The 17879-nt window shown below is 66.8% G+C and carries 16 protein-coding genes; 11 read left to right on the forward strand and 5 right to left on the reverse strand.

All coding sequences use genetic code 11. The features are described 5' to 3' along the window. Window positions 1-11 precede the first annotated feature (11 nt). The 6 genes from aceK (at window position 12) to AC6LJ2_RS15190 (ending at window position 9338) form a co-directional block, all read left to right on the forward strand. Window positions 12-1859 carry a bifunctional isocitrate dehydrogenase kinase/phosphatase gene (gene aceK, locus AC6LJ2_RS15165; protein ID WP_445657931.1) on the forward strand — a complete coding sequence of 616 codons (1848 nt, stop codon included), beginning with the start codon at window positions 12-14 and terminating at the stop codon, window positions 1857-1859. A gap of 34 nt (window positions 1860-1893) precedes the next feature. After that, a complete protein-coding gene (locus tag AC6LJ2_RS15170; RefSeq protein ID WP_445657930.1) occupies window positions 1894-3075 on the forward strand; it encodes an acetyl-CoA C-acetyltransferase in 1182 nt (393 codons plus the stop codon). Between the two features lie 286 nt (window positions 3076-3361). Beyond that, a complete protein-coding gene (locus tag AC6LJ2_RS15175) occupies window positions 3362-4969 on the forward strand; it encodes a carboxyl transferase domain-containing protein (protein ID WP_498151646.1) in 1608 nt (535 codons plus the stop codon). Window positions 4970-5025: 56 nt separating this feature from the next. Next, a complete protein-coding gene (locus AC6LJ2_RS15180; protein ID WP_498151647.1) occupies window positions 5026-7071 on the forward strand; it encodes an acetyl/propionyl/methylcrotonyl-CoA carboxylase subunit alpha in 2046 nt (681 codons plus the stop codon). Between the two features lie 128 nt (window positions 7072-7199). Beyond that, window positions 7200-8432: an MFS transporter gene (locus tag AC6LJ2_RS15185; protein WP_498151648.1), complete on the forward strand. Its 1233-nt coding sequence runs from the start codon at window positions 7200-7202 to the stop codon at window positions 8430-8432. A 144-nt stretch (window positions 8433-8576) separates the two neighbouring features. Further along, entirely contained in the window at window positions 8577-9338 is a 762-nt protein-coding gene (locus AC6LJ2_RS15190) for an SDR family oxidoreductase (protein WP_263912749.1), read from the forward strand. An 18-nt stretch (window positions 9339-9356) separates the two neighbouring features. Here the strand turns inward: AC6LJ2_RS15190 and AC6LJ2_RS15195 are convergent, their stop codons facing one another. Then, window positions 9357-9575: a BrnA antitoxin family protein gene (locus AC6LJ2_RS15195; RefSeq protein WP_498151649.1), complete on the reverse strand. Its 219-nt coding sequence runs from the start codon at window positions 9573-9575 to the stop codon at window positions 9357-9359. 323 nt (window positions 9576-9898) lie between these two features. On the opposite strand from AC6LJ2_RS15195, the gene AC6LJ2_RS15200 reads away from it, so the two are divergent. Then, window positions 9899-11260 carry a Fic family protein gene (locus AC6LJ2_RS15200; RefSeq protein ID WP_498151650.1) on the forward strand — a complete coding sequence of 454 codons (1362 nt, stop codon included), beginning with the start codon at window positions 9899-9901 and terminating at the stop codon, window positions 11258-11260. Window positions 11261-11272: 12 nt separating this feature from the next. Here AC6LJ2_RS15200 and AC6LJ2_RS15205 read toward each other — a convergent pair whose 3' ends face one another. Both AC6LJ2_RS15205 and AC6LJ2_RS15210 read right to left on the reverse strand, forming a co-directional pair. Then, window positions 11273-11779: a hypothetical protein gene (locus AC6LJ2_RS15205; protein WP_263912746.1), complete on the reverse strand. Its 507-nt coding sequence runs from the start codon at window positions 11777-11779 to the stop codon at window positions 11273-11275. 52 nt (window positions 11780-11831) lie between these two features. Beyond that, complete coding sequence (locus AC6LJ2_RS15210) at window positions 11832-12596, reverse strand: TSUP family transporter (protein WP_263912745.1); 765 nt, start codon at window positions 12594-12596, stop codon at window positions 11832-11834. Window positions 12597-12709: 113 nt separating this feature from the next. Between AC6LJ2_RS15210 and AC6LJ2_RS15215 the strand changes: the two genes are divergently transcribed. The 4 genes from AC6LJ2_RS15215 (at window position 12710) to AC6LJ2_RS15230 (ending at window position 16781) form a co-directional block, all read left to right on the forward strand. Continuing rightward, entirely contained in the window at window positions 12710-14041 is a 1332-nt protein-coding gene (locus AC6LJ2_RS15215) for an aminotransferase-like domain-containing protein (protein ID WP_498151664.1), read from the forward strand. A 142-nt stretch (window positions 14042-14183) separates the two neighbouring features. After that, the gene (locus tag AC6LJ2_RS15220; protein WP_445657923.1) at window positions 14184-14768 is read left to right on the forward strand and encodes a cysteine hydrolase family protein; all 585 of its coding nucleotides are present in this window, start codon (window positions 14184-14186) and stop codon (window positions 14766-14768) included. A 258-nt stretch (window positions 14769-15026) separates the two neighbouring features. Continuing rightward, entirely contained in the window at window positions 15027-15917 is an 891-nt protein-coding gene (locus tag AC6LJ2_RS15225; protein WP_498151651.1) for a hypothetical protein, read from the forward strand. Between the two features lie 159 nt (window positions 15918-16076). Next, entirely contained in the window at window positions 16077-16781 is a 705-nt protein-coding gene (locus AC6LJ2_RS15230; protein WP_498151652.1) for a hypothetical protein, read from the forward strand. A gap of 2 nt (window positions 16782-16783) precedes the next feature. Here the strand turns inward: AC6LJ2_RS15230 and AC6LJ2_RS15235 are convergent, their stop codons facing one another. Both AC6LJ2_RS15235 and AC6LJ2_RS15240 read right to left on the reverse strand, forming a co-directional pair. Next, on the reverse strand, window positions 16784-17398 hold the full coding sequence (locus AC6LJ2_RS15235) for an ABC transporter ATP-binding protein (RefSeq protein WP_498151653.1): 615 nt from the start codon (window positions 17396-17398) through the stop codon (window positions 16784-16786). Between the two features lie 52 nt (window positions 17399-17450). Then, window positions 17451-17879, reverse strand: a complete 429-nt coding sequence (locus AC6LJ2_RS15240; RefSeq protein ID WP_498151654.1) for a CopD family protein — start codon at window positions 17877-17879, stop codon at window positions 17451-17453.

Consider the following 17879-nt stretch of genomic DNA (forward strand, 5'->3'; position numbering starts at 1 on the left):
CGCACCGCGCCATGATCCGCACGTCCGACGTCCAGCACATCGAGCCGGCGCCCGCCAAGGGCCCGTCGCCGCTGGACGTCGCGCGGCTGATCCTGGCGGGTTTCGACCGCCATTACGCGCTGTTTCGCTATAGCGCGCAGCGCGCCAAGGCCTTGTTTGAATCGGGCGACTGGCACGGCATCCAGCACCTGTCGCGCGAACGCATCGAGTACTACGACATGCGGGTGCGCGAATGCGCCACCCAGCTCGAAGGCGTGCTGCGCGGCCGACCCGAAGGCGCGGTCGGCGCCGACGGCATGGCCAGCCCGGCGCTGACCGATGCGCAGACCGCCTACTGGCAGCAGATCAAGCAGGAATTCGTGGGCCTCCTGGCCGAGCACCGCCAGCCCGAATGCGCCGAGACGTTCTTCAATTCGGTGTCGTGCCGGCTGCTGCATCGCGACTACTTCCACAACGATTTCCTGTTCGTGCGGCCCGCGGTGGCGACGGAATACCTGGACAGCCGCATGCCGTCGTACCGGGTCTACTACCCGGCCAGCGAAGGGCTGCAGAAAAGCCTGATCCGCATGGTGGCCGATTTCGGCCTGGCGCTGCCCTTTGAAGACCTGCCGCGCGATGCCCGGCTGCTGGCCCGCACCGCGGTCCACAAACTGCGCGAAATGCTGCCGCGCCACGTCGGCCGCCGCATCGCCAGCGATTGCCAGGTACATGCGCTGGGTTCGCTGTTCTTTCGCAACAAGGGCGCGTATATCGTCGGCCGCCTGGTCAACCAGACCACCGTCTACCCCTTTGCCGTGGCGCTGACGCGCAACCCGGCCGGGCAGGTGCGGCTGGATGCGCTGTTGTTGGGGTCGGATGACCTGAGCACGCTGTTCAGCTTTACCCGGGCGTATTTCCTGGTGGACATGGAAACCCCCGCCGCGGTGGTCAATTTCCTGTCCAGCCTGCTGCCGCGCAAGCCCAAGGCCGAGCTCTACACCATGATCGGCCTGCAAAAGCAGGGCAAGACGCTGTTCTACCGAGACTTCCTGCACCACCTGGCCCATTCGCGCGACGCCTTCGACATCGCGCCCGGCATCAAGGGCATGGTGATGTGCGTGTTCACGCTGCCGTCGTACCCCTACGTATTCAAGCTGATCAAGGACCGCATCGACAAAGACGGCATGGACCACGCCACCGTGCGGCGCAAGTACCAGATGGTGAAGCTGCACGACCGCGTCGGCCGCATGGCCGATACCTGGGAATACTCGCAAGTGGCGCTGCCGCGCAGCCGCTTCGCACCGGCCCTGCTCGACGAATTGCGGCGCCTGGTGCCCAGCCTGATCGAGGAAACCGGGGACACGGTGGTCATCCGCCATGTCTACATCGAACGGCGCATGACGCCGCTGAACCTTTACCTGACGCAGGCGCCCGACGCGCTGCTCGAACCCGCCGTGCGCGAATATGGCGATGCCATCCGCCAGTTGGCCGCGGCCAATATCTTCCCCGGCGACATGCTCTACAAGAACTTCGGCGTGACGCGCCTGGGCCGGGTCGTGTTCTACGACTACGACGAAATCCAGCGCATGACCGAAATGAATTTCCGGCGGATTCCGCCCGCCCCGAACGAAGAAGCGGAAATGGCGTCCGAACCCTGGTATGCCGTCGGCCCGAACGACGTGTTTCCCGAGGAATTCGGCCGCTTCCTGCTGGGCGACGCGCGGGTGCGCGGCGCCTTCCTGCGCCATCACGCCGACCTGCTGGAACCGGCCTGGTGGCAGGCCTGCCGCGCCCAGGTGGCGCAGGGCCGGATTGAAGAATTTTTCCCTTACGATACGGACAGGCGCCTGCGTCCGGCACCAGCCGGCGCGGCCTCGTAAGCAGACGCTGTCCCGACCCTCACAGGAGCTAGTCATGTCAGATCCCGTTGTTATCGTTTCCATCGCCCGCACGCCCATGGGCGGCATGTTGGGCAGCCTGTCCGGCCTGGCCGCGCACGAGCTGGGCTCGGTCGCCATCAAGGCCGCCGTCGAACGCGCGGGCATCAAGCCCGAGCAGGTCGAAGAAGTCATCATGGGCAACGTGCTGCAGGCCGGCCAGGGCCAGGCGCCTGCCCGCCAGGCCGCGCTGGGCGCGGGCCTGCCGCTGGGCGTGGCGTGCACCACCATCCACAAGGTGTGCGGTTCGGGCCTGAAGGCCGCCATGTTCGGCCACGACCTTTTGGCGGCCGGTTCGGCCAACGTCATCGTCGCCGGCGGCCAGGAAAGCATGAGCAATGCCCCCTACCTGCTGCTCAAGGCGCGCCAGGGCTACCGCTTCGGCCACAACACCGTGTATGACCACATGGCGCTGGACGGCCTGGAAGACGCCTACGACAAGGGCAAGGCCATGGGCGTGTTCGCCGAAGACTGCGCCGCCAAGTACTCGTTCACCCGCGAACAGCAGGACGCCTTCTCGCTGGAATCGCTGCGCCGCGCCCGCGCCGCCACCGAAGACGGCACCTTCAAGTGGGAAATCGCCCCCGTCACGGTCGCCGGCCGCAAGGGCGACACCGTGATCGACACCGACGAGGCCCCCACCAAGGCCATGCCGGAAAAGATCCCGACCCTCAAGCCCGCCTTCAAGAAAGACGGCACCATCACCGCCGCGAACTCGTCGTCGATCTCCGACGGCGCCGCCGCCATGGTGCTGATGCGCGCGTCCACCGCCGAGAAACTCGGCGTCAAGCCGCTGGCCCGCATCGTGGCCCACAGCCAGCACTCGCAGGAGCCCAACTGGTTCACCACCGCCCCCGTCGGCGCGCTGAAGAACCTGTTCGCCAAGACCGGCTGGAAGGCCGAAGACGTCGACCTGTACGAAATCAACGAAGCCTTCGCCGTGGTCACCATGGCCGCCATGGCCGATTTCAAGCTGCCGCATGAAAAGGTCAACGTCCACGGCGGCGCCACCGCCCTGGGCCACCCGATCGGCGCGTCCGGCGCCCGCCTGATGGCAACCCTGGTCGGCGCGCTGCGCAAGACCGGCGGCAAGCGCGGCGTGGCCACGCTGTGCATCGGCGGCGGCGAAGCCGTGGCCATGGCCATCGAAATGCTCTAGGCAAGCCCCCACGACGCCGAGACGTCCGCCTGGCCCGATTTTTCGGCAGGGCAGGCAGCTTCGGCGTCGTGGACTGCCCGCCTGGCGGGCATGCATTCCGCTGCGCCTTTCCGGCATGGCGCTGTCCACGGCGGGTCGGCCGCGGGCCGTGCAGGAAGGGCGCACAGGAATGCATCTGCAGAATCCATAGAACGTCCACAAGAAACGCCCGGCCCACCGGGCAGCGAGACAAACCGCTCTCACCGAGCGCCTTCAAATTCCAATCAAGCAGGACGGGTGGAACCCCATGCCCATCATCGAATCCCGCATCAATCCGCGGTCGCAGGACTACACCGACAACGCCCGTGCCATGCAGGCGCAGCTGGATGATCTGGCCCGGAAGCTGACGCAGACCGCATTGGGCGGCAGCGAAGCCTCGCGCGCCAAGCACGTGGCGCGCGGCAAGCTGCTGCCGCGCGATCGCGTGGAACAGTTGATCGACCCGGGTTCACCCTTCCTGGAACTGTCGCCCATGGCGGCCCACGGCATGTACGACGGCGACGCCCCCGGCGCGGGCGTCATCACCGGCATCGGCCGCATCGCCGGCACCGAATGCGTCATCGTCTGCAACGACGCCACGGTCAAGGGCGGCACCTACTACCCGATGACCGTCAAGAAGCACCTGCGTGCCCAGGAAATCGCCGCGCAGAACCGCCTGCCCTGCGTCTACCTGGTCGACTCAGGCGGCGCCAACCTGCCGCAACAGGACGAGGTCTTTCCCGACCGCGACCACTTCGGCCGCATCTTCTACAACCAGGCCCAGATGTCCGCGCAGGGCATCGCGCAGATCGCGGTGGTGATGGGCTCGTGCACCGCCGGCGGCGCCTACGTGCCCGCCATGAGCGACGAGTCCATCATCGTCAAGAACCAGGGCACCATCTTCCTGGGCGGCCCGCCGCTGGTGAAGGCGGCCACCGGCGAAGAAGTCAGCGCCGAAGACCTGGGCGGCGGCGACGTGCACACGCGCCTGTCCGGCGTGGTCGATCACCTGGCCGCCAACGACATGCATGCGCTGCAACTGGCGCGCGGCGCCGTGGCCCGCCTGAATCGCAAGAAGCCCGCGCCGCTGGCCACCGTGCCGGTACGCGAACCGCGCTACGACCCGCAGGAACTGAACGGCATCATTCCCGCCGACACCCGCAAGCCCTACGACGTGCGCGAAGTCATCGCCCGCATCGTCGACGGCTCGGAATTCGATGAATTCAAGGCCCGCTTCGGCCCCACGCTGGTCACCGGCTTTGCCCATATCCACGGCATGCCCGTGGGCATCGTGGCCAACAACGGCATCCTGTTCTCGGAATCGGCGCAGAAGGGCGCGCACTTCATCGAGCTGTGCGCGCAGCGCAAGATTCCGCTGGTGTTCCTGCAGAACATCACTGGCTTCATGGTCGGGCGCAAATACGAAAACGAAGGCATCGCCCGCCATGGCGCAAAGATGGTGACGGCCGTGGCCACCGCCGCCGTGCCCAAGTTCACCGTGCTCATCGGCGGCTCGTTCGGCGCCGGCAACTACGGCATGTGCGGCCGTGCCTATTCGCCGCGCATGCTGTTCATGTGGCCCAACGCCCGCATCTCGGTCATGGGCGGCGAACAGGCCGCCAGCGTGCTGGCCACCGTCAAGCGCGACGGCATCGAAGCGCGCGGCGGCAAGTGGTCGGCGGACGAAGAAGCCGCCTTCAAGGCGCCCATCCGTGAACAGTACGAACACGAAGGCCACCCGTACTACGCCACCGCCCGGCTGTGGGACGACGGCATCATCGCCCCGGCCGATACGCGCCGCGTGCTGGGCCTGGCCCTGTCGGCCGCGCTGAACGCGCCCATCGAAGACACGCGCTTCGGCGTCTTCCGGATGTAGGGCGGCGCCCCCGCCCCACGACGCGTTCACGACGAATTCCAGCCAGGATCACATTCATGTTCGACACTTTGCTGATTGCCAACCGCGGTGAGATCGCCTGCCGCGTCGCCGCCACCGCCCGCCGCCTGGGCATCCGCACGGTTGCCGTGTATTCCGACGCGGACGCCAACGCCCGCCACGTGGCCGCCTGCGACATCGCCGTGCACATCGGCGGCCCGGAACCGCGCGCCAGCTACCTGCGCGCCGACGCCATCCTGCAGGCCGCGCGCGACACCGGCGCCGGCGCCATCCACCCCGGCTACGGCTTCCTGTCCGAAAACGAAGCCTTTGCCGAAGCCGCCGAAAAAGCCGGCATCGCCTTCGTCGGCCCGCCGGCATCGGCCATCGCCGCCATGGGCAGCAAGTCTGCCGCCAAGACCTTGATGGACAAGGCCGGCGTGCCGCTGGTGCCCGGCTACCACGGCGACAACCAGGACCCGCAGTTTCTCAAAGCGCAGGCCGACGGCATCGGCTACCCCGTGCTCATCAAGGCCAGCGCGGGCGGCGGCGGCAAGGGCATGCGCGTGGTCGAATCGTCGGCCGCATTCCTGGACGCCCTGGCGTCCTGCCAGCGCGAAGCCGCGTCCAGCTTCGGCGACGACCGCGTGCTGATCGAGCGCTACCTGCAAAAGCCGCGCCACATCGAAATCCAGGTATTCGCCGATACCCATGGCAACTGCGTCTACCTGTTCGAGCGCGACTGCTCGGTGCAGCGCCGCCACCAGAAGGTCATTGAAGAAGCCCCCGCGCCCGGCATGACCGAAGAGCGCCGCCGCGCCATGGGCGAAGCCGCCGTCGCCGCGGCCCGCGCCGTAGGCTACGTGGGCGCCGGCACGGTGGAATTCATCGCCGAGCCCGATGGCCGCTTCTACTTCATGGAAATGAACACCCGCCTGCAGGTCGAGCACCCGGTGACCGAAATGATCACCGGCCACGACCTGGTCGAATGGCAGCTGCGCGTGGCCGCGGGCCAGCCGCTGCCGGCACGCCAGGAAGACCTGCGCATCCAGGGCCACGCCATCGAGGCCCGCATCTACGCCGAGAACCCCGACAAGGGCTTCCTGCCGTCGATCGGCACGCTGGCCTACCTGGGCCTGCCGGCCCACACGGCGTTTGCCAACGGCGATATCCGCGTCGATGGCGGGGTGCGCACCGGCGACACCATCACGCCGTTCTACGACCCCATGATCGCCAAGCTGATCGTGCGCGGCGCCGACCGCGACCAGGCCCGCGCCCGCATGCTGCAAGCGCTGGCGCAGACCCAGGCGGTGGGCGTGCAGACCAACGTCGCCTTCCTGTCGCGCCTGATGCGCGACAGCGCCTTCGCCGCGGCCGACCTGGACACCGGCCTGATCGAACGCCAGCGCGCCACGCTGCTGCCCGAGCCCGCGCCCGCCGCCCCCTTGGCGCTGGCCTTGGCGAGCGCCGCGGTGCTGGTGCGCCAAGGCCTGGCACAGCCCAATCCCCCGGCCACGGCGCCGCGCCCCGCCGACCCCTGGGACGCCCGCGACGGCTGGCGCCTGGGCAACCGCTACCAGCGCACGCTGCAATGGATCGACAACGGCGAGACCCGCCACGTCGTGGTCGCGCGCCAGGGCGGCGACTGGACCCTGGACAGCGGCGCCGGTGCACAACCGTTCACCTGGCGCGTGCAGGCCGACAACGCGGCCGGCACGCCCGGTTTCGTCCATGACCTGCGCATCACCCTGGGCGGCCTGGAAAGCGCCGGCACGGTGGTGCTGCACGCCGACAAGGCCCACGTCTTCGGCACCGCGGACGCCGGCGGCGCCCACGTGCTGGACCTGTACGACCCGCTGGCGCACGCCCAGGACACCCAGGGCGAGCACGGCGGCGGCCTGACCGCCCCCATGCCGGGCAAGATCATCTCCATCGCCGTCAAGGCCGGCGACAGCGTCACCAAGGGCCAGCCCCTGCTGGTGATGGAGGCCATGAAAATGGAGCACACCATCTCGGCGCCCGCCGATGGCAAGGTCGAAGAGCTGTTCTATGCCGTGGGCGACCAGGTGACCGAGGGCGCCGAGCTGGTCTCCATCGGCGCCTGAAGGGTCCGGGGCCCTTCCGAGCCCCTACAAGACCCTGCGGCCGGCTGGCGCTTTAGTTTCGCGTCAGCCGGCTGTTTATAGAATGGCGGATTCCGGCGCCGCCCGCGCCTGCCGCGCGTTCTTCCCCGATGCCTGCCCCAGACTCCCCCAGTCCGCTGTACCGTCCCGCATTCCTGCATTTCCTGTCCGCGCGCATCGGCGCGTCGCTGGCCTTCCAGATCGTCTCGGTGGCGGTGGGCTGGCAGATCTACGCCCTGTCCGGCAGCGCGCTCGACCTGGGTCTGATCGGCCTGGCGCAGTTCCTGCCCATGGCGGCCCTGACCCTGGTGGTGGGGCACGTGGCCGACCGCTACGACCGCCGCAAGATCGTCGCCATCTGCATGGCCGTCGAAACCCTGGCCACCCTGGTGCTGGCCATTGCCGCGCTGCATGGCCTGGGCGGCAAGCCGCTGATCTACGCCACGCTCATCATCATGAGCTCGGCCCGCGCCTTAGAATCGCCCACCCTGTCCACCCTGATCCCCGCCGTGGTGCCACGCGAATGGCTGCCACGCGCCACCGCGCTGTCCTCGTCGGCCGGCCAGATCGCGCAGATCGCCGGCCCGGCGCTCGGCGGCATCGGCTACGGCCTGGGCGCCGGCTGGATCTACTGCGTCGCCGCGGCGCTGTACCTGTGCGGCTTCGCTTCTATCGCCAGCATGTCGATCGACCGTGCCCCCCCGCGCAAGGAACCCACCACCTGGCGCACCCTGTTCGCCGGCATCACCTTCATCTTCCAGCGGCGCCTGCTGCTGGGCACGCTGTCGCTGGACCTGTTCGCCGTGCTGCTGGGCGGCGCCACGGCCTTGCTGCCCATCTTTGCCAAAGACATCCTGGATGCCGGCCCCTGGGCGCTGGGCGCACTGCGCGGCGCCCCCGCCTGCGGCGCCATGCTGATGTCGCTGACACTGGCCCGCCTGAGCCTGGGCGAACACGTGGGCCGCCTGCTGTTCGGCGCGCTGATGCTGTTCGGGCTGGCCACCACCGTGTTCGGCCTGTCCACGTCCGTTCCGCTGTCGATCGGCGCGCTGGTCGTGCTGGGCGCGGCCGACGCCATCAGCGTGGTCGTGCGCTCGTCGCTGGTACAGCTGAACACCCCCGACCACATGCTGGGCCGCGTCAGCGCCGTGAACACGCTGTTCATCGGCGCGTCGAACCAGCTGGGGGAATTTGAATCCGGCGTCATGGCCGCACTGTTCGGCGCAGTGCCCGCGGTGGTGATCGGCGGGGTCGGCACGATGGCGGTGGCGGGGCTGTGGATGCGGCTGTTTCCTGAACTGAGAAAGCTCAAGAGCCTGCATGGGGATTCGGCGCCGGTCTAGCGAACGCCCATTGCAGCAGGCGGCCCGGGCGGCCGCTTGGCGCCAGGCGCATTATCCTATTGCCACGCAGTACGCAGTGACCGCGCGGAGGATGACGCTCGATCGCCCTTCGCGGCATCCCCTCATCACATAAAGGTTCTTGCCATGACCGCTTCTTCCCAAGCCCCGTTGATCCTGATCACAGGCGGCAGCCGCGGCGTGGGCGCCGCTACCGCTCGCCTGGCCGCCGAGCAGGGCTACGACGTCGCCATCAGCTTTGTCTCGAACGAGTCTGCCGCGTATGACGTCGCCGCACACGTCCAAGCCCATGGCCGCCGCGCGCTGGCCGTACGCGCCGACAGCGCCGATCCCGAACAGGTCACGCAGCTGTTCGCCGCCATCGACCGCGAATTCGGCCGCATCGACGTGCTGGTCAACAACGCCGGCATCATCGCGCAGCAATCGCGGCTGGAAGACCTGGGCTACGAGCGCATGCAACGCATCTTCGCCGTCAACGCCATCGGCCCCATCCTGTGCGCCCAGCAGGCCATCAAGCGCATGTCCCAGCGCCACGGCGGCCGCGGCGGCGCCATCGTCAACGTGTCATCGGGCGCGGCGCGGCTGGGCAGCCCCAACGAATACGTCGACTACGCCGCATCCAAGGGCGCGCTGGAAACCTTCACCATCGGCCTGGCCAAGGAAGTGGCGCGCGAAGGCATCCGCGTGAACTGCGTGCGCCCCGGTCACATCTACACCGAGATGCACGCCAGCGGCGGCGAGCCGGGCCGGGTGGACCGCGTCAAGGATTCGATCCCGATGGGGCGCGGCGGTCAGCCTGAGGAAGTGGCGCGGGCGATTCTGTGGCTGGCGGGCGCGGAAGCGTCGTTTGTGACGGGGACGTTTTTGGATGCGACGGGGGGGAAGTGAGGCGAGCATTCGCGCAAATCAGCCCTCTTTCAGCTTGTGCGTGCGTAGTGTCTGCGTTCCTTCGCGGGCACTCGACAGTGCACTGACGCCTTCTGATAGCTCTGCGTATAGTGCCCGCTTTTTCGTCGACATCTCATCAGGCGTATGCACACGAGAGTATTTGCCATCGACTGCCTGCTTGGCACTGCGCAGCAACGCAGCTTCCAGCTCTGTCGTCCCGTCAAGTTTCTTAGGCATCAAAGCACTCCTTGAGTTTGGCGAAGAACGAGGCGGAAAGATTCTCGAACGATGATGCAAGCGTTCACTGGTACACCGCTGCTCTAGGAACCATTGTCGTGAGATCTTTTCCGTCGTGGTGCATGTACGTAGCGATATCGGATGCAAAGAAAACCAACCCGCTCGACCTTCCCCTAAACGCCCGGTCCTGTGACGTCCCAAACCGCCCACTCTCCCGCGGCTCAGCCCAATATCGCTAATTTCAGCTCATTTCAGCTCATTTCAGCTCACAATTTGAGCTGAAATGAGCTAAATTGAGCTGATTCCAATCCCAGGCCTTTGCCATGACCGACCGCGAAGACATCCTCAAGCTTCTCCGTTCCCAGCGGCAAGCGGCTTCGCCAGGGCTCGGTTCGCGCGAGATCGCCGACAAGATCAACGTCAGCTGGTCCACGGCCAAGCGGCAACTGAATGCCCTGATCAAGGCGGGCTTGGTGTTTCGCGATGGCCAGACCCGCGCGACACGCTATCGAATCGTGGAAGCGCCTTCGACCTCGGCGACCGGCGCTGAGGCCTCACCCGCCAGTCCCGCATCCGCGGTCGACACAGTGCGCTGGTCCAACAATGGCCAAGCGTTGTTGGCCCGGCTCCAGCAACCTCTGGCCGCCCGAGCACCCGCCGGATACCAACGCGCATTCGTAGAAGACTATGTTCCGAACCAGAGCGCGCTGTTGTCCCCGGCCGTGGCCCAGGCGCTGGCCGACGAAGGCAGGATGCGTGGTCGGCAACCGGCCGGCACCTACGCGCGCAAGGTACTTGAGCCGTTGCTGCTCGACCTTTCCTGGTCATCGTCACGCCTGGAAGGCAACCGCTATTCACTGCTGGCGACGCAAGAACTCTTCAAACGAGGAACCGCTGGCGACGACCCCGATGCGGTGATGCTGCTCAACCACAAGGCGGCAATCGAATTCATGGTCGATGCCGTGCCCCAATACGGCCTGACGCCGGCCGTGATCGGCAATCTGCACGCGCTGCTGATGCAGGATCTGCTGGCCGATGCCGAAGGCCTGGGCCGCATCCGCCAGACCGTCGTCAACATCGGCGATACCACCTACGTGCCGTTGCAGGCGCCGATGCTGCTGCAGGAAATGTTCGATCTCATTGTCGAAAAGGCGCGGCTGATCAAGAACCCGGTAGAGGCGGCGTTCTTTCTCTGGGTGAACCTCGCCTATCTGCAACCGTTCGAGGATGGCAATAAACGCACGAGTCGTCTGTCGGCCAACATTCCGCTGATGCTCTACAACTGCGCGCCACTGTCCTTTCTGGACGTAGAGGCGCAAGACTATGCCTACGCCATGATGGGCGTCTACGAAGACTGCGACGTGTCGCTCGCCGCGGATCTCTTCATCTGGGCGTATCGGCGCTCGATCCGCAAGTACGCCATACAGCTGGACGCCGTGGGAGTGCCCGATCCCGTACGGCTACGCTTTCGGGAACAACTGAACGAAGCGATCAGCCGCGTGGTCCGTGAACGCGACACGATTGATGCCGCCATGGCGGCGTTGGGCTTGTCCAAAGAAGATGCACAAGCCTTCCGTCCGCTGCTGGCGCAAGAGCTGCGCGTGCTGGGTCTGCACAACTGCGCCCGCTACAGGTTGCCGATGGAGCAAGTGCAGCGATGGATCGACGCGGGTCGACCCGCGTAGCAACACCCGCACCTACTGTTCGTCCCACGACTGCGCATCATCCACCGGCCGGGGCAGAGATCCTTCCAGCGTCTGGGCGATCCAGCCCGGATCAATGTAATTCCAGGTGGATTCGATCACCCACGCCAGATGCTCTTCCGGTCCGCCATTGAGATACGGCGGTGGCGAAACCGGCTTGAACACGGTGGGTAATTTTTCCTGTACCGAAAAGTAGTTCAGTACAAAGCCCAGTTCCTGCACCACGCGCCAGGCCAGGGGATGCCCCGGCTCGATGGTCAGCTTGACCCACCAGTATGCGTCAGGCTGCACTTCGGAAGACGCCACACGTACGCCCGGTATGCGGCCCAGGTAATCCACCAGGCGAGGCAGATTGGCATGCAGCGGGCGTGGGTCGATGGCTTCGATCGGCGGGGTGATGCCTTCGAGCTTTCTGACGAGGTGAGCATGCAGTGTGCGATTGGCGTCTTGCGCCTCGCGCTCCAGGGCCTTTTGCAACTTGCCGGGCAGGTTCAGTTCCATGTCGGTTCCGCGATGGCATTCAGAAAATCATGCGTGGATATTACACGCCGAGTTATCCCCAACTCATCACCCCCGCCACCCCATCCCACAACAGCTTCACCGCCGTCACCACCAGCAAACCATAGCAAGCCCGCACCATCTGCGCCTGATTCAGCCGATGGTGCAGCCGCCACCCCGCCCATACCCCAAAAAACGCCGCCGGCAGGCAGATCGCCACCAGCCCCCAGAACCCCGCCGTCAGTTCCCCCACCGCCAGCCAAGGCCCCGCCTTGAGCAGGTTGCCGATGGTGAAGAACATGCTGGTCGTGCCGCCGTACATCTCCTTGGACAGGCCCAGCGGCAGCAGATACATGGCCAGCGGCGGCCCGCCCGAATGCGCCACCATTGTCGTGATGCCAGACGCGCTGCCGGCCAGCAACGCCTTGTTCTTCGAGCGGGGACGTTGGCCCGCCACCGCGCCGCCACGCCACCACAGCCAGGCGAAGAGCAGGGTGGTGACGGCCATCAGTATCTCGACCACATGCCGGTTCACGTGGCGCAGTACGACATAGCCAGCCACCACCCCCACCAGCAGCCCTGGCACCAGGTACGCCAGGTCGGGCCGCGACCACGTGCGCGGACGCCAGTACCTGAACGCGTAGAAATCGGTCGCCACGAAGATCGGCGCCAGCAGGCTGCCTGCCTTGATCGGGTCCATCACCAACGCCAGCAACGGAATGCCGATGATGGCAAAGCCGCCGCCGAACGCCCCCTTCATGAAGCCGATGACACCGACCGCGAGGACGGATACCGCGATGACCTGAAAACTGAAATCCATGATTGAGAACCGCTGACGCTGAAGATCGGATACGCACCGCCCGGTGCGTTGTGCGACGCCATCCTAGGCCCGATAATCGACGCATCCAAATAATCGTCATGGATACGCTTTCCGTGCCTCTGTCCCGCTACAAAGAAGTGGTGGATCGCCTGGCGTCCGACATCCGCGCCGGCCGCCTTCGCCCCGGCACGCGCCTGCCCACGCACCGCGACCTGGCCGCCCGCGAAGGGCTGGCGCTGGCCACCGCCACGCGCGTCTACGCCGAACTGCAGGTGATGGGGCTGGTCAGCGGCGAGTCCGGCCGCGGCACCTTCGTCAAGGAAGCGCTGCCGCGCGGCCACGGCATCGACCTGCGCGCCTGGAATGACGACACCACCGAACTCACCTTCAATTCCCCGACCCTGCCGGGCCAGTCCGACCTGTACCGCACCGCGCTGCGCCGGCTGGCCGCCAAGGGCGATGCCGATGCGCTGCTGCGCTATCGGCCCCACGGCGGCAGCGATGCCGAACGGGCGGTCGTCGCAGCCCATATGGCGGCCCGAGGCGTACCGGCATCCGCGGACTCGGCCTTGCTCGTCAGCGGCGCGCAGCATGGGTTGACCATCGCCGCCATGGCCTTGTTCGAACCGGGCGATGTGGTGGCCGTCGACGCGCTGACGTACCCCGGCTTCAAGCTGGCCGCGGAATTCTCGCGATTGGAACTGGCGCCCGTGCCGGCAACGCCAGACGGCATGGATCTGGATGCCCTGGCGGACCTGTGCCGTCGTCGGCGCGTGCGGGCGGTCTACACCATGCCCACCCTGCACAATCCGCTGGGCTGGGTTGCCAGCGACGCGTGGCGCGAGGCCTTGGCGGCGATCATTCGCCGGCACGCGCTGATCCTGATCGAAGACGGCGCCTATGCCTTCCTGGCGGAACACGCGCCGCCGCCGCTCGCGGCAAAGGTGCCAGAAGCCACCGTCTACGTATCCAGCCTGTCCAAGAGCGTGGCCACGGGCCTGCGCGTGGGCGCCATCAGCGCGCCGCCCGCCTGGGTGCCCAAGTTGGAACGCGCCATCCGCGCCACCACCTGGAACACGCCTGCCACCATGACGGCCATCGTCTGCGGCTGGATCGAAGACGGCACGGTCGCGCGGCTGGAAGCCGAGAAGCGGCGCGACGCCGCGCAGCGCCAACGCATCGCCGCCGACATCCTGGGCGGACTCGGCCCCGTCGGCCACCCCACGTCCTACTTCGTCTGGTTGCCGCTGGCGCAAGAAGTGCGTGCCGACGCCATCGCGATGGCCTTGATGCGAGAGCGGATCTCGGTCTCTACCGCGCATCCCTTCGCCGTCACGCACGTGCCGCACGCCATCCGCCTCGCGTTGGGGTCGGTGGGGCTGGATGACCTGCGACGGTCATTGACGGCTGTGGCACGCGTCATCGCAGACCAGACCGACCGGTAGCACCCGGGTAAAACCCGTAGGCGGCCTGCTGTGCCACCGCCCCGTTTCCCCCTTATGATCAATACCGCGCCGGCCCTGCCACCCGCGGCCGGCCGCCAGAACGTCATCCCCGTTCCCAGGACCTTCCTATCGGATACCCGCCATGTCCTCACGCGTTGAATCCGGCCACACCCTCGTGCCGGCAAAAACCGCCTTGCTGGTCATGCACTACCAGACCGACATCACCAACCTGTTCCCGTCGGTTGCCCCTACGTTGCTCGCCAACACGCGCCAGCTCTGCGATGCCGCGCGGCGCGTCGGCATGCCCGTCTATTTCGCCAAGATCCACTTCAGCCCCGACTATCCCGAGGTCAGCCCGCTGAACAAGAACGGGCAGGGCATCAAGCAGATGGGTCTGTTCACCGACGACGAAATCTCGCCCGAACTCGGCCGGCAGATCAGCGAACCCGTCATCATCGCCCACCGCGCCAGCGTGTTCTTCGGCACCGACCTGGAACTGCGCCTGTCCGCCCAGGGGGTCGATACGCTCATCATGGTCGGCATCGCGTCCACCGGCGTCATGCTGTCGTCCATCGCCTACGCCAGCGACGCGGACTTCCAGCTCTACACCGTCAAGGACTGTTGCTACGACCCGGACCCGGTCGTGCACGAACATCTGTTTGCCACGGCCTTCGCCTCGCGCACCCACGTGCTGTCGCTGGATCACGCCCTGTCGCTGCTGGCCTGACAACACGGCGGCGCACGCGCCAGGCCACCGGCCCGGCGATCCGTGCGTCATGCCCAGCTATTGCAGTCCGACACAATTGGCAAACTGCTGTCCGACGCGGAATCAGGCGGCCCACTAACATGGCGCCGCATATTGCGCCGAGCCGCTGGCGGCATTGAAGATCCCGGCCGTCTCCCGCGGGGGCATCCGCCGGCCACCCATTGCCGGGGCAGGCAAGCACAAGGCGCTTTTAACGAGTCCGACAAGAAGATATCCAACATGTACACCCGTCTGAACGCTCGCTTTTCCACCCGCCGCCTGCGCATGGCCTTGGCCGGCCTGTGCGCCGCCACCCTGGCCACGGTATTCGCGCCCGCCGCCACCGCCGCCGAGCCCGCCGCCCCCAAGCTGGACGTCGCCCAGGCCGCCGCCGTGACGCCGCCCGATGCCCCCACCGTGCTGAACTTCCTCTACGAAGTCGACACCAAAGGCGCCGATTCCTATCAGATCCCCGATGGCAGCGTGGTCAACTACTGGTTCGGCCATACCTTTGACCTGGACGGCACCCGCTACTTCACCGGCTTTGTCTGGGACACCCGCGCGACCTACGGCAAGCCCATCGAAGAAGCCGGCCCCGACACCCGGGTCAACCTGGCCGAAGTCACCTTCACCATGACCGGCTCGTCGCCCGAACGCCCCTGGAAATTCCGCGGCCTGGAATTCACGATCGGCGAGTTCGGCGCCTACGAGCGCCCCGAAAACGTCGACACCCGCCGCAAGCCCCTTGAATACCGCACGCCCGCCGGCAAGCTGGTGCTGGCCGTGCCCACCGAAGGCTTCGAGAACGGCGTCAGCTTCGAAGGCTACGCCCTGTTCGTCTTCAACATCGGCCCGCGCGACGAGTCCAAGGAACACGTCTGGACCTACATCGGCAGCATCCTCACCGGCGACGACAACGCCGCAGCCTGCGACGGCGGCGACGTCATGCCTTGCGCCACCCGCAGCGGCAAACTGGCCTTTGCCGCGCAGGCCGGCAGCGACATGCCCCGCCTGACCGTCACGCCCAGCGGCACGATGATCACCGGCCCGGGCAAGACGCGTCAGCTTGGGGCTGCCGATACGGTCACGTATGTCTACGACGCGGCCACGAAGAAGTACGCAGAGAAGTAAACCGCGAGGATCGCATCGCAAGCCTGCGGCGGGCCCCGCGGCTTGCGATGACCCCCGGTGCCATCAAGGACGGGGCATCGTCCGAGACGGCCTGCGATAGCCCAGGTCGCTTGCGAGGGCACACGCGACGGCACGAGCGAGTACATGGGCAAGCGAACGATGCAAAAAATCGAAGGCGCGACATTCCAGATGGCCCACGACAAGGGCCAATCCCGCTTTGAAGACCTGCATCTGCACGACTGCACATTCGACAACTGCAGCCTGTCGATGGTGAAGCTTCCCGCGCGCATGTCGCGCGTGCAGCACGTGCACCTGTCCGGCTGCCGCGCCGTCAATTCAATGATCATGCCCTGCGTGTTCGAAGACGTGGTAGTGCAGGACCTGTCCACCAACCCCATCCTGCTGGTGTGGGCCTCGTTCTTTCGGCGCGTGAAACTGGTCGGCAAGATCGGCAAGGTCAACCTCAACCTCACGCCCGAAGCCTTCTGCACAGACGCCTCGCGACTGGCGCAGTTCGACGCCGCCCGCGCCGCGTTCTACGCCGACACCGACTGGGCCCTGGACATCAGCGACGCCAAGCTGCTGGGCCTGCGCTGCGAAGGCGTGCCCCTGCCCCTGATCAAGCGCGATCCGCAGACCCAGGTCATTCTGGACAAGCGCGGCCGCTATCCCGGCCACCAGGCCTTGGACAAACGCTTTGCCCAGGCCTTTCCCATCGCCGCCAGCGTGCTCAGGGGATTCGACGCATCCGACCGCCCCGCCATGCTGATGGCCGCGTCGCTGGCCGCGCCCAAGAAGCGGCGCGACGAAGAGCTGGGCGCGATTGCCGAACTGCGAACGTTGGGGTTTCTGGAAGACGCCTGACGCTAGCGCAGCGCTGCCACGTCGACCGAGCGCGCGCCGCACGCCTGCACCAGTTCGGGATCATGGCTGGCGAACAACACCACGCGATCCTTGGCCCAGGTCTTGAACACATCGGCCAGCACATTGCGCGCCGCCGTATCCAATCCGTTGCTCGCGCCATCGGCAATCACCACCGCCGGATGCCCCAGGTTTGCCGCCGTCAGATAGACCTTGCGGCGCGTGCCCGTCGACATCTGCTCAAAGCGCTTGTCCAGGTGCGGCTCCAGGCCCAGGCGGCGGGCCAGGTCTAGCGTGGCGTCGTCCAGCGGCACGCCTTTTTCGGCGGCCACCTGCTCAAGCAGGCCGCGGCCCGTCTGCATCGGCGCCGTCAGGCAGTTGTCCGGTACATAGGCCAGCCGGGCACGGGCTGCTTGCGGCGCATGCGTCAGCGAATGGCCGTCGATCCAGACGTCGCCGGCATCCGGCGCGATCACGCCCGCGATGATGCCCAGCAGGCTGGACTTGCCCGTGCTGTCTTCTTCGCACAGCGCCACGCAGCCCGGCGGGAACGTGTGCGTCAGACCCTGGAAGACGAGATAGTCGCCGTAGCGCTTGGTGAGGTTTTCGATGCGTAGCATGCGGGGGATTTTCGCAGGAATGGGCGCGGGCGGCCATCCGGGGCGGCCCGGATCAGAATGGTTTGAACACCACCAGCAGCACAATCACCACCGGCGCCGTCAGCACCACCGGCAACAGCCGCCCACGTCCCACCTCGCCCGCATCCCCCGCCGCCTCGGCCAAACGCCGCAGCCGCCCCGCCTGCATGCCATGCACCGCCGCCAGGGCCAGCACCAGCGCCAGCTTCACCGACAGCCACGCGCTGCCAAACCACCCCGCGCTGGTCGCCAGATACACGCCGCTGGCCAGCGCGCCCACCATCGCCGGCGTCGTCAGCATGCGCTCCCACTTGCGCAGCAAACGCAGCCGCGCCAGTTCCTGCGGCAACGCCGGCCCCGGCAGCTTGTCGGCCGCCGCCAGCACGAACGCCTGCACCACCATCCCCGACACCCAGAACAGCACCAACACCAGGTGCAGCGACTTGATCAGCAGATACGCCAT

The sequence above is a fragment of the Achromobacter sp. 1014246743 genome, from assembly GCF_059760725.1.

Bases quoted from the DNA above. Each gene is read 5' to 3' on its own strand.
- aceK (WP_445657931.1), top strand. From the start codon at position 12: ATGATCCGCACGTCCGACGTCCAGCACATCGAGCCGGCGCCCGCCAAG.
- AC6LJ2_RS15170 (WP_445657930.1), top strand. From the start codon at position 1,894: ATGTCAGATCCCGTTGTTATCGTTTCCATCGCCCGCACGCCCATGGGC.
- AC6LJ2_RS15175 (WP_498151646.1), top strand. From the start codon at position 3,362: ATGCCCATCATCGAATCCCGCATCAATCCGCGGTCGCAGGACTACACC.
- AC6LJ2_RS15180 (WP_498151647.1), top strand. From the start codon at position 5,026: ATGTTCGACACTTTGCTGATTGCCAACCGCGGTGAGATCGCCTGCCGC.
- AC6LJ2_RS15185 (WP_498151648.1), top strand. From the start codon at position 7,200: ATGCCTGCCCCAGACTCCCCCAGTCCGCTGTACCGTCCCGCATTCCTG.
- AC6LJ2_RS15190 (WP_263912749.1), top strand. From the start codon at position 8,577: ATGACCGCTTCTTCCCAAGCCCCGTTGATCCTGATCACAGGCGGCAGC.
- AC6LJ2_RS15195 (WP_498151649.1), bottom strand. From the start codon at position 9,575: ATGCCTAAGAAACTTGACGGGACGACAGAGCTGGAAGCTGCGTTGCTG.
- AC6LJ2_RS15200 (WP_498151650.1), top strand. From the start codon at position 9,899: ATGACCGACCGCGAAGACATCCTCAAGCTTCTCCGTTCCCAGCGGCAA.
- AC6LJ2_RS15205 (WP_263912746.1), bottom strand. From the start codon at position 11,779: ATGGAACTGAACCTGCCCGGCAAGTTGCAAAAGGCCCTGGAGCGCGAG.
- AC6LJ2_RS15210 (WP_263912745.1), bottom strand. From the start codon at position 12,596: ATGGATTTCAGTTTTCAGGTCATCGCGGTATCCGTCCTCGCGGTCGGT.
- AC6LJ2_RS15220 (WP_445657923.1), top strand. From the start codon at position 14,184: ATGTCCTCACGCGTTGAATCCGGCCACACCCTCGTGCCGGCAAAAACC.
- AC6LJ2_RS15225 (WP_498151651.1), top strand. From the start codon at position 15,027: ATGTACACCCGTCTGAACGCTCGCTTTTCCACCCGCCGCCTGCGCATG.
- AC6LJ2_RS15230 (WP_498151652.1), top strand. From the start codon at position 16,077: ATGCAAAAAATCGAAGGCGCGACATTCCAGATGGCCCACGACAAGGGC.
- AC6LJ2_RS15235 (WP_498151653.1), bottom strand. From the start codon at position 17,398: ATGCTACGCATCGAAAACCTCACCAAGCGCTACGGCGACTATCTCGTC.
- AC6LJ2_RS15240 (WP_498151654.1), bottom strand. From the start codon at position 17,879: ATGGCGTATCTGCTGATCAAGTCGCTGCACCTGGTGTTGGTGCTGTTC.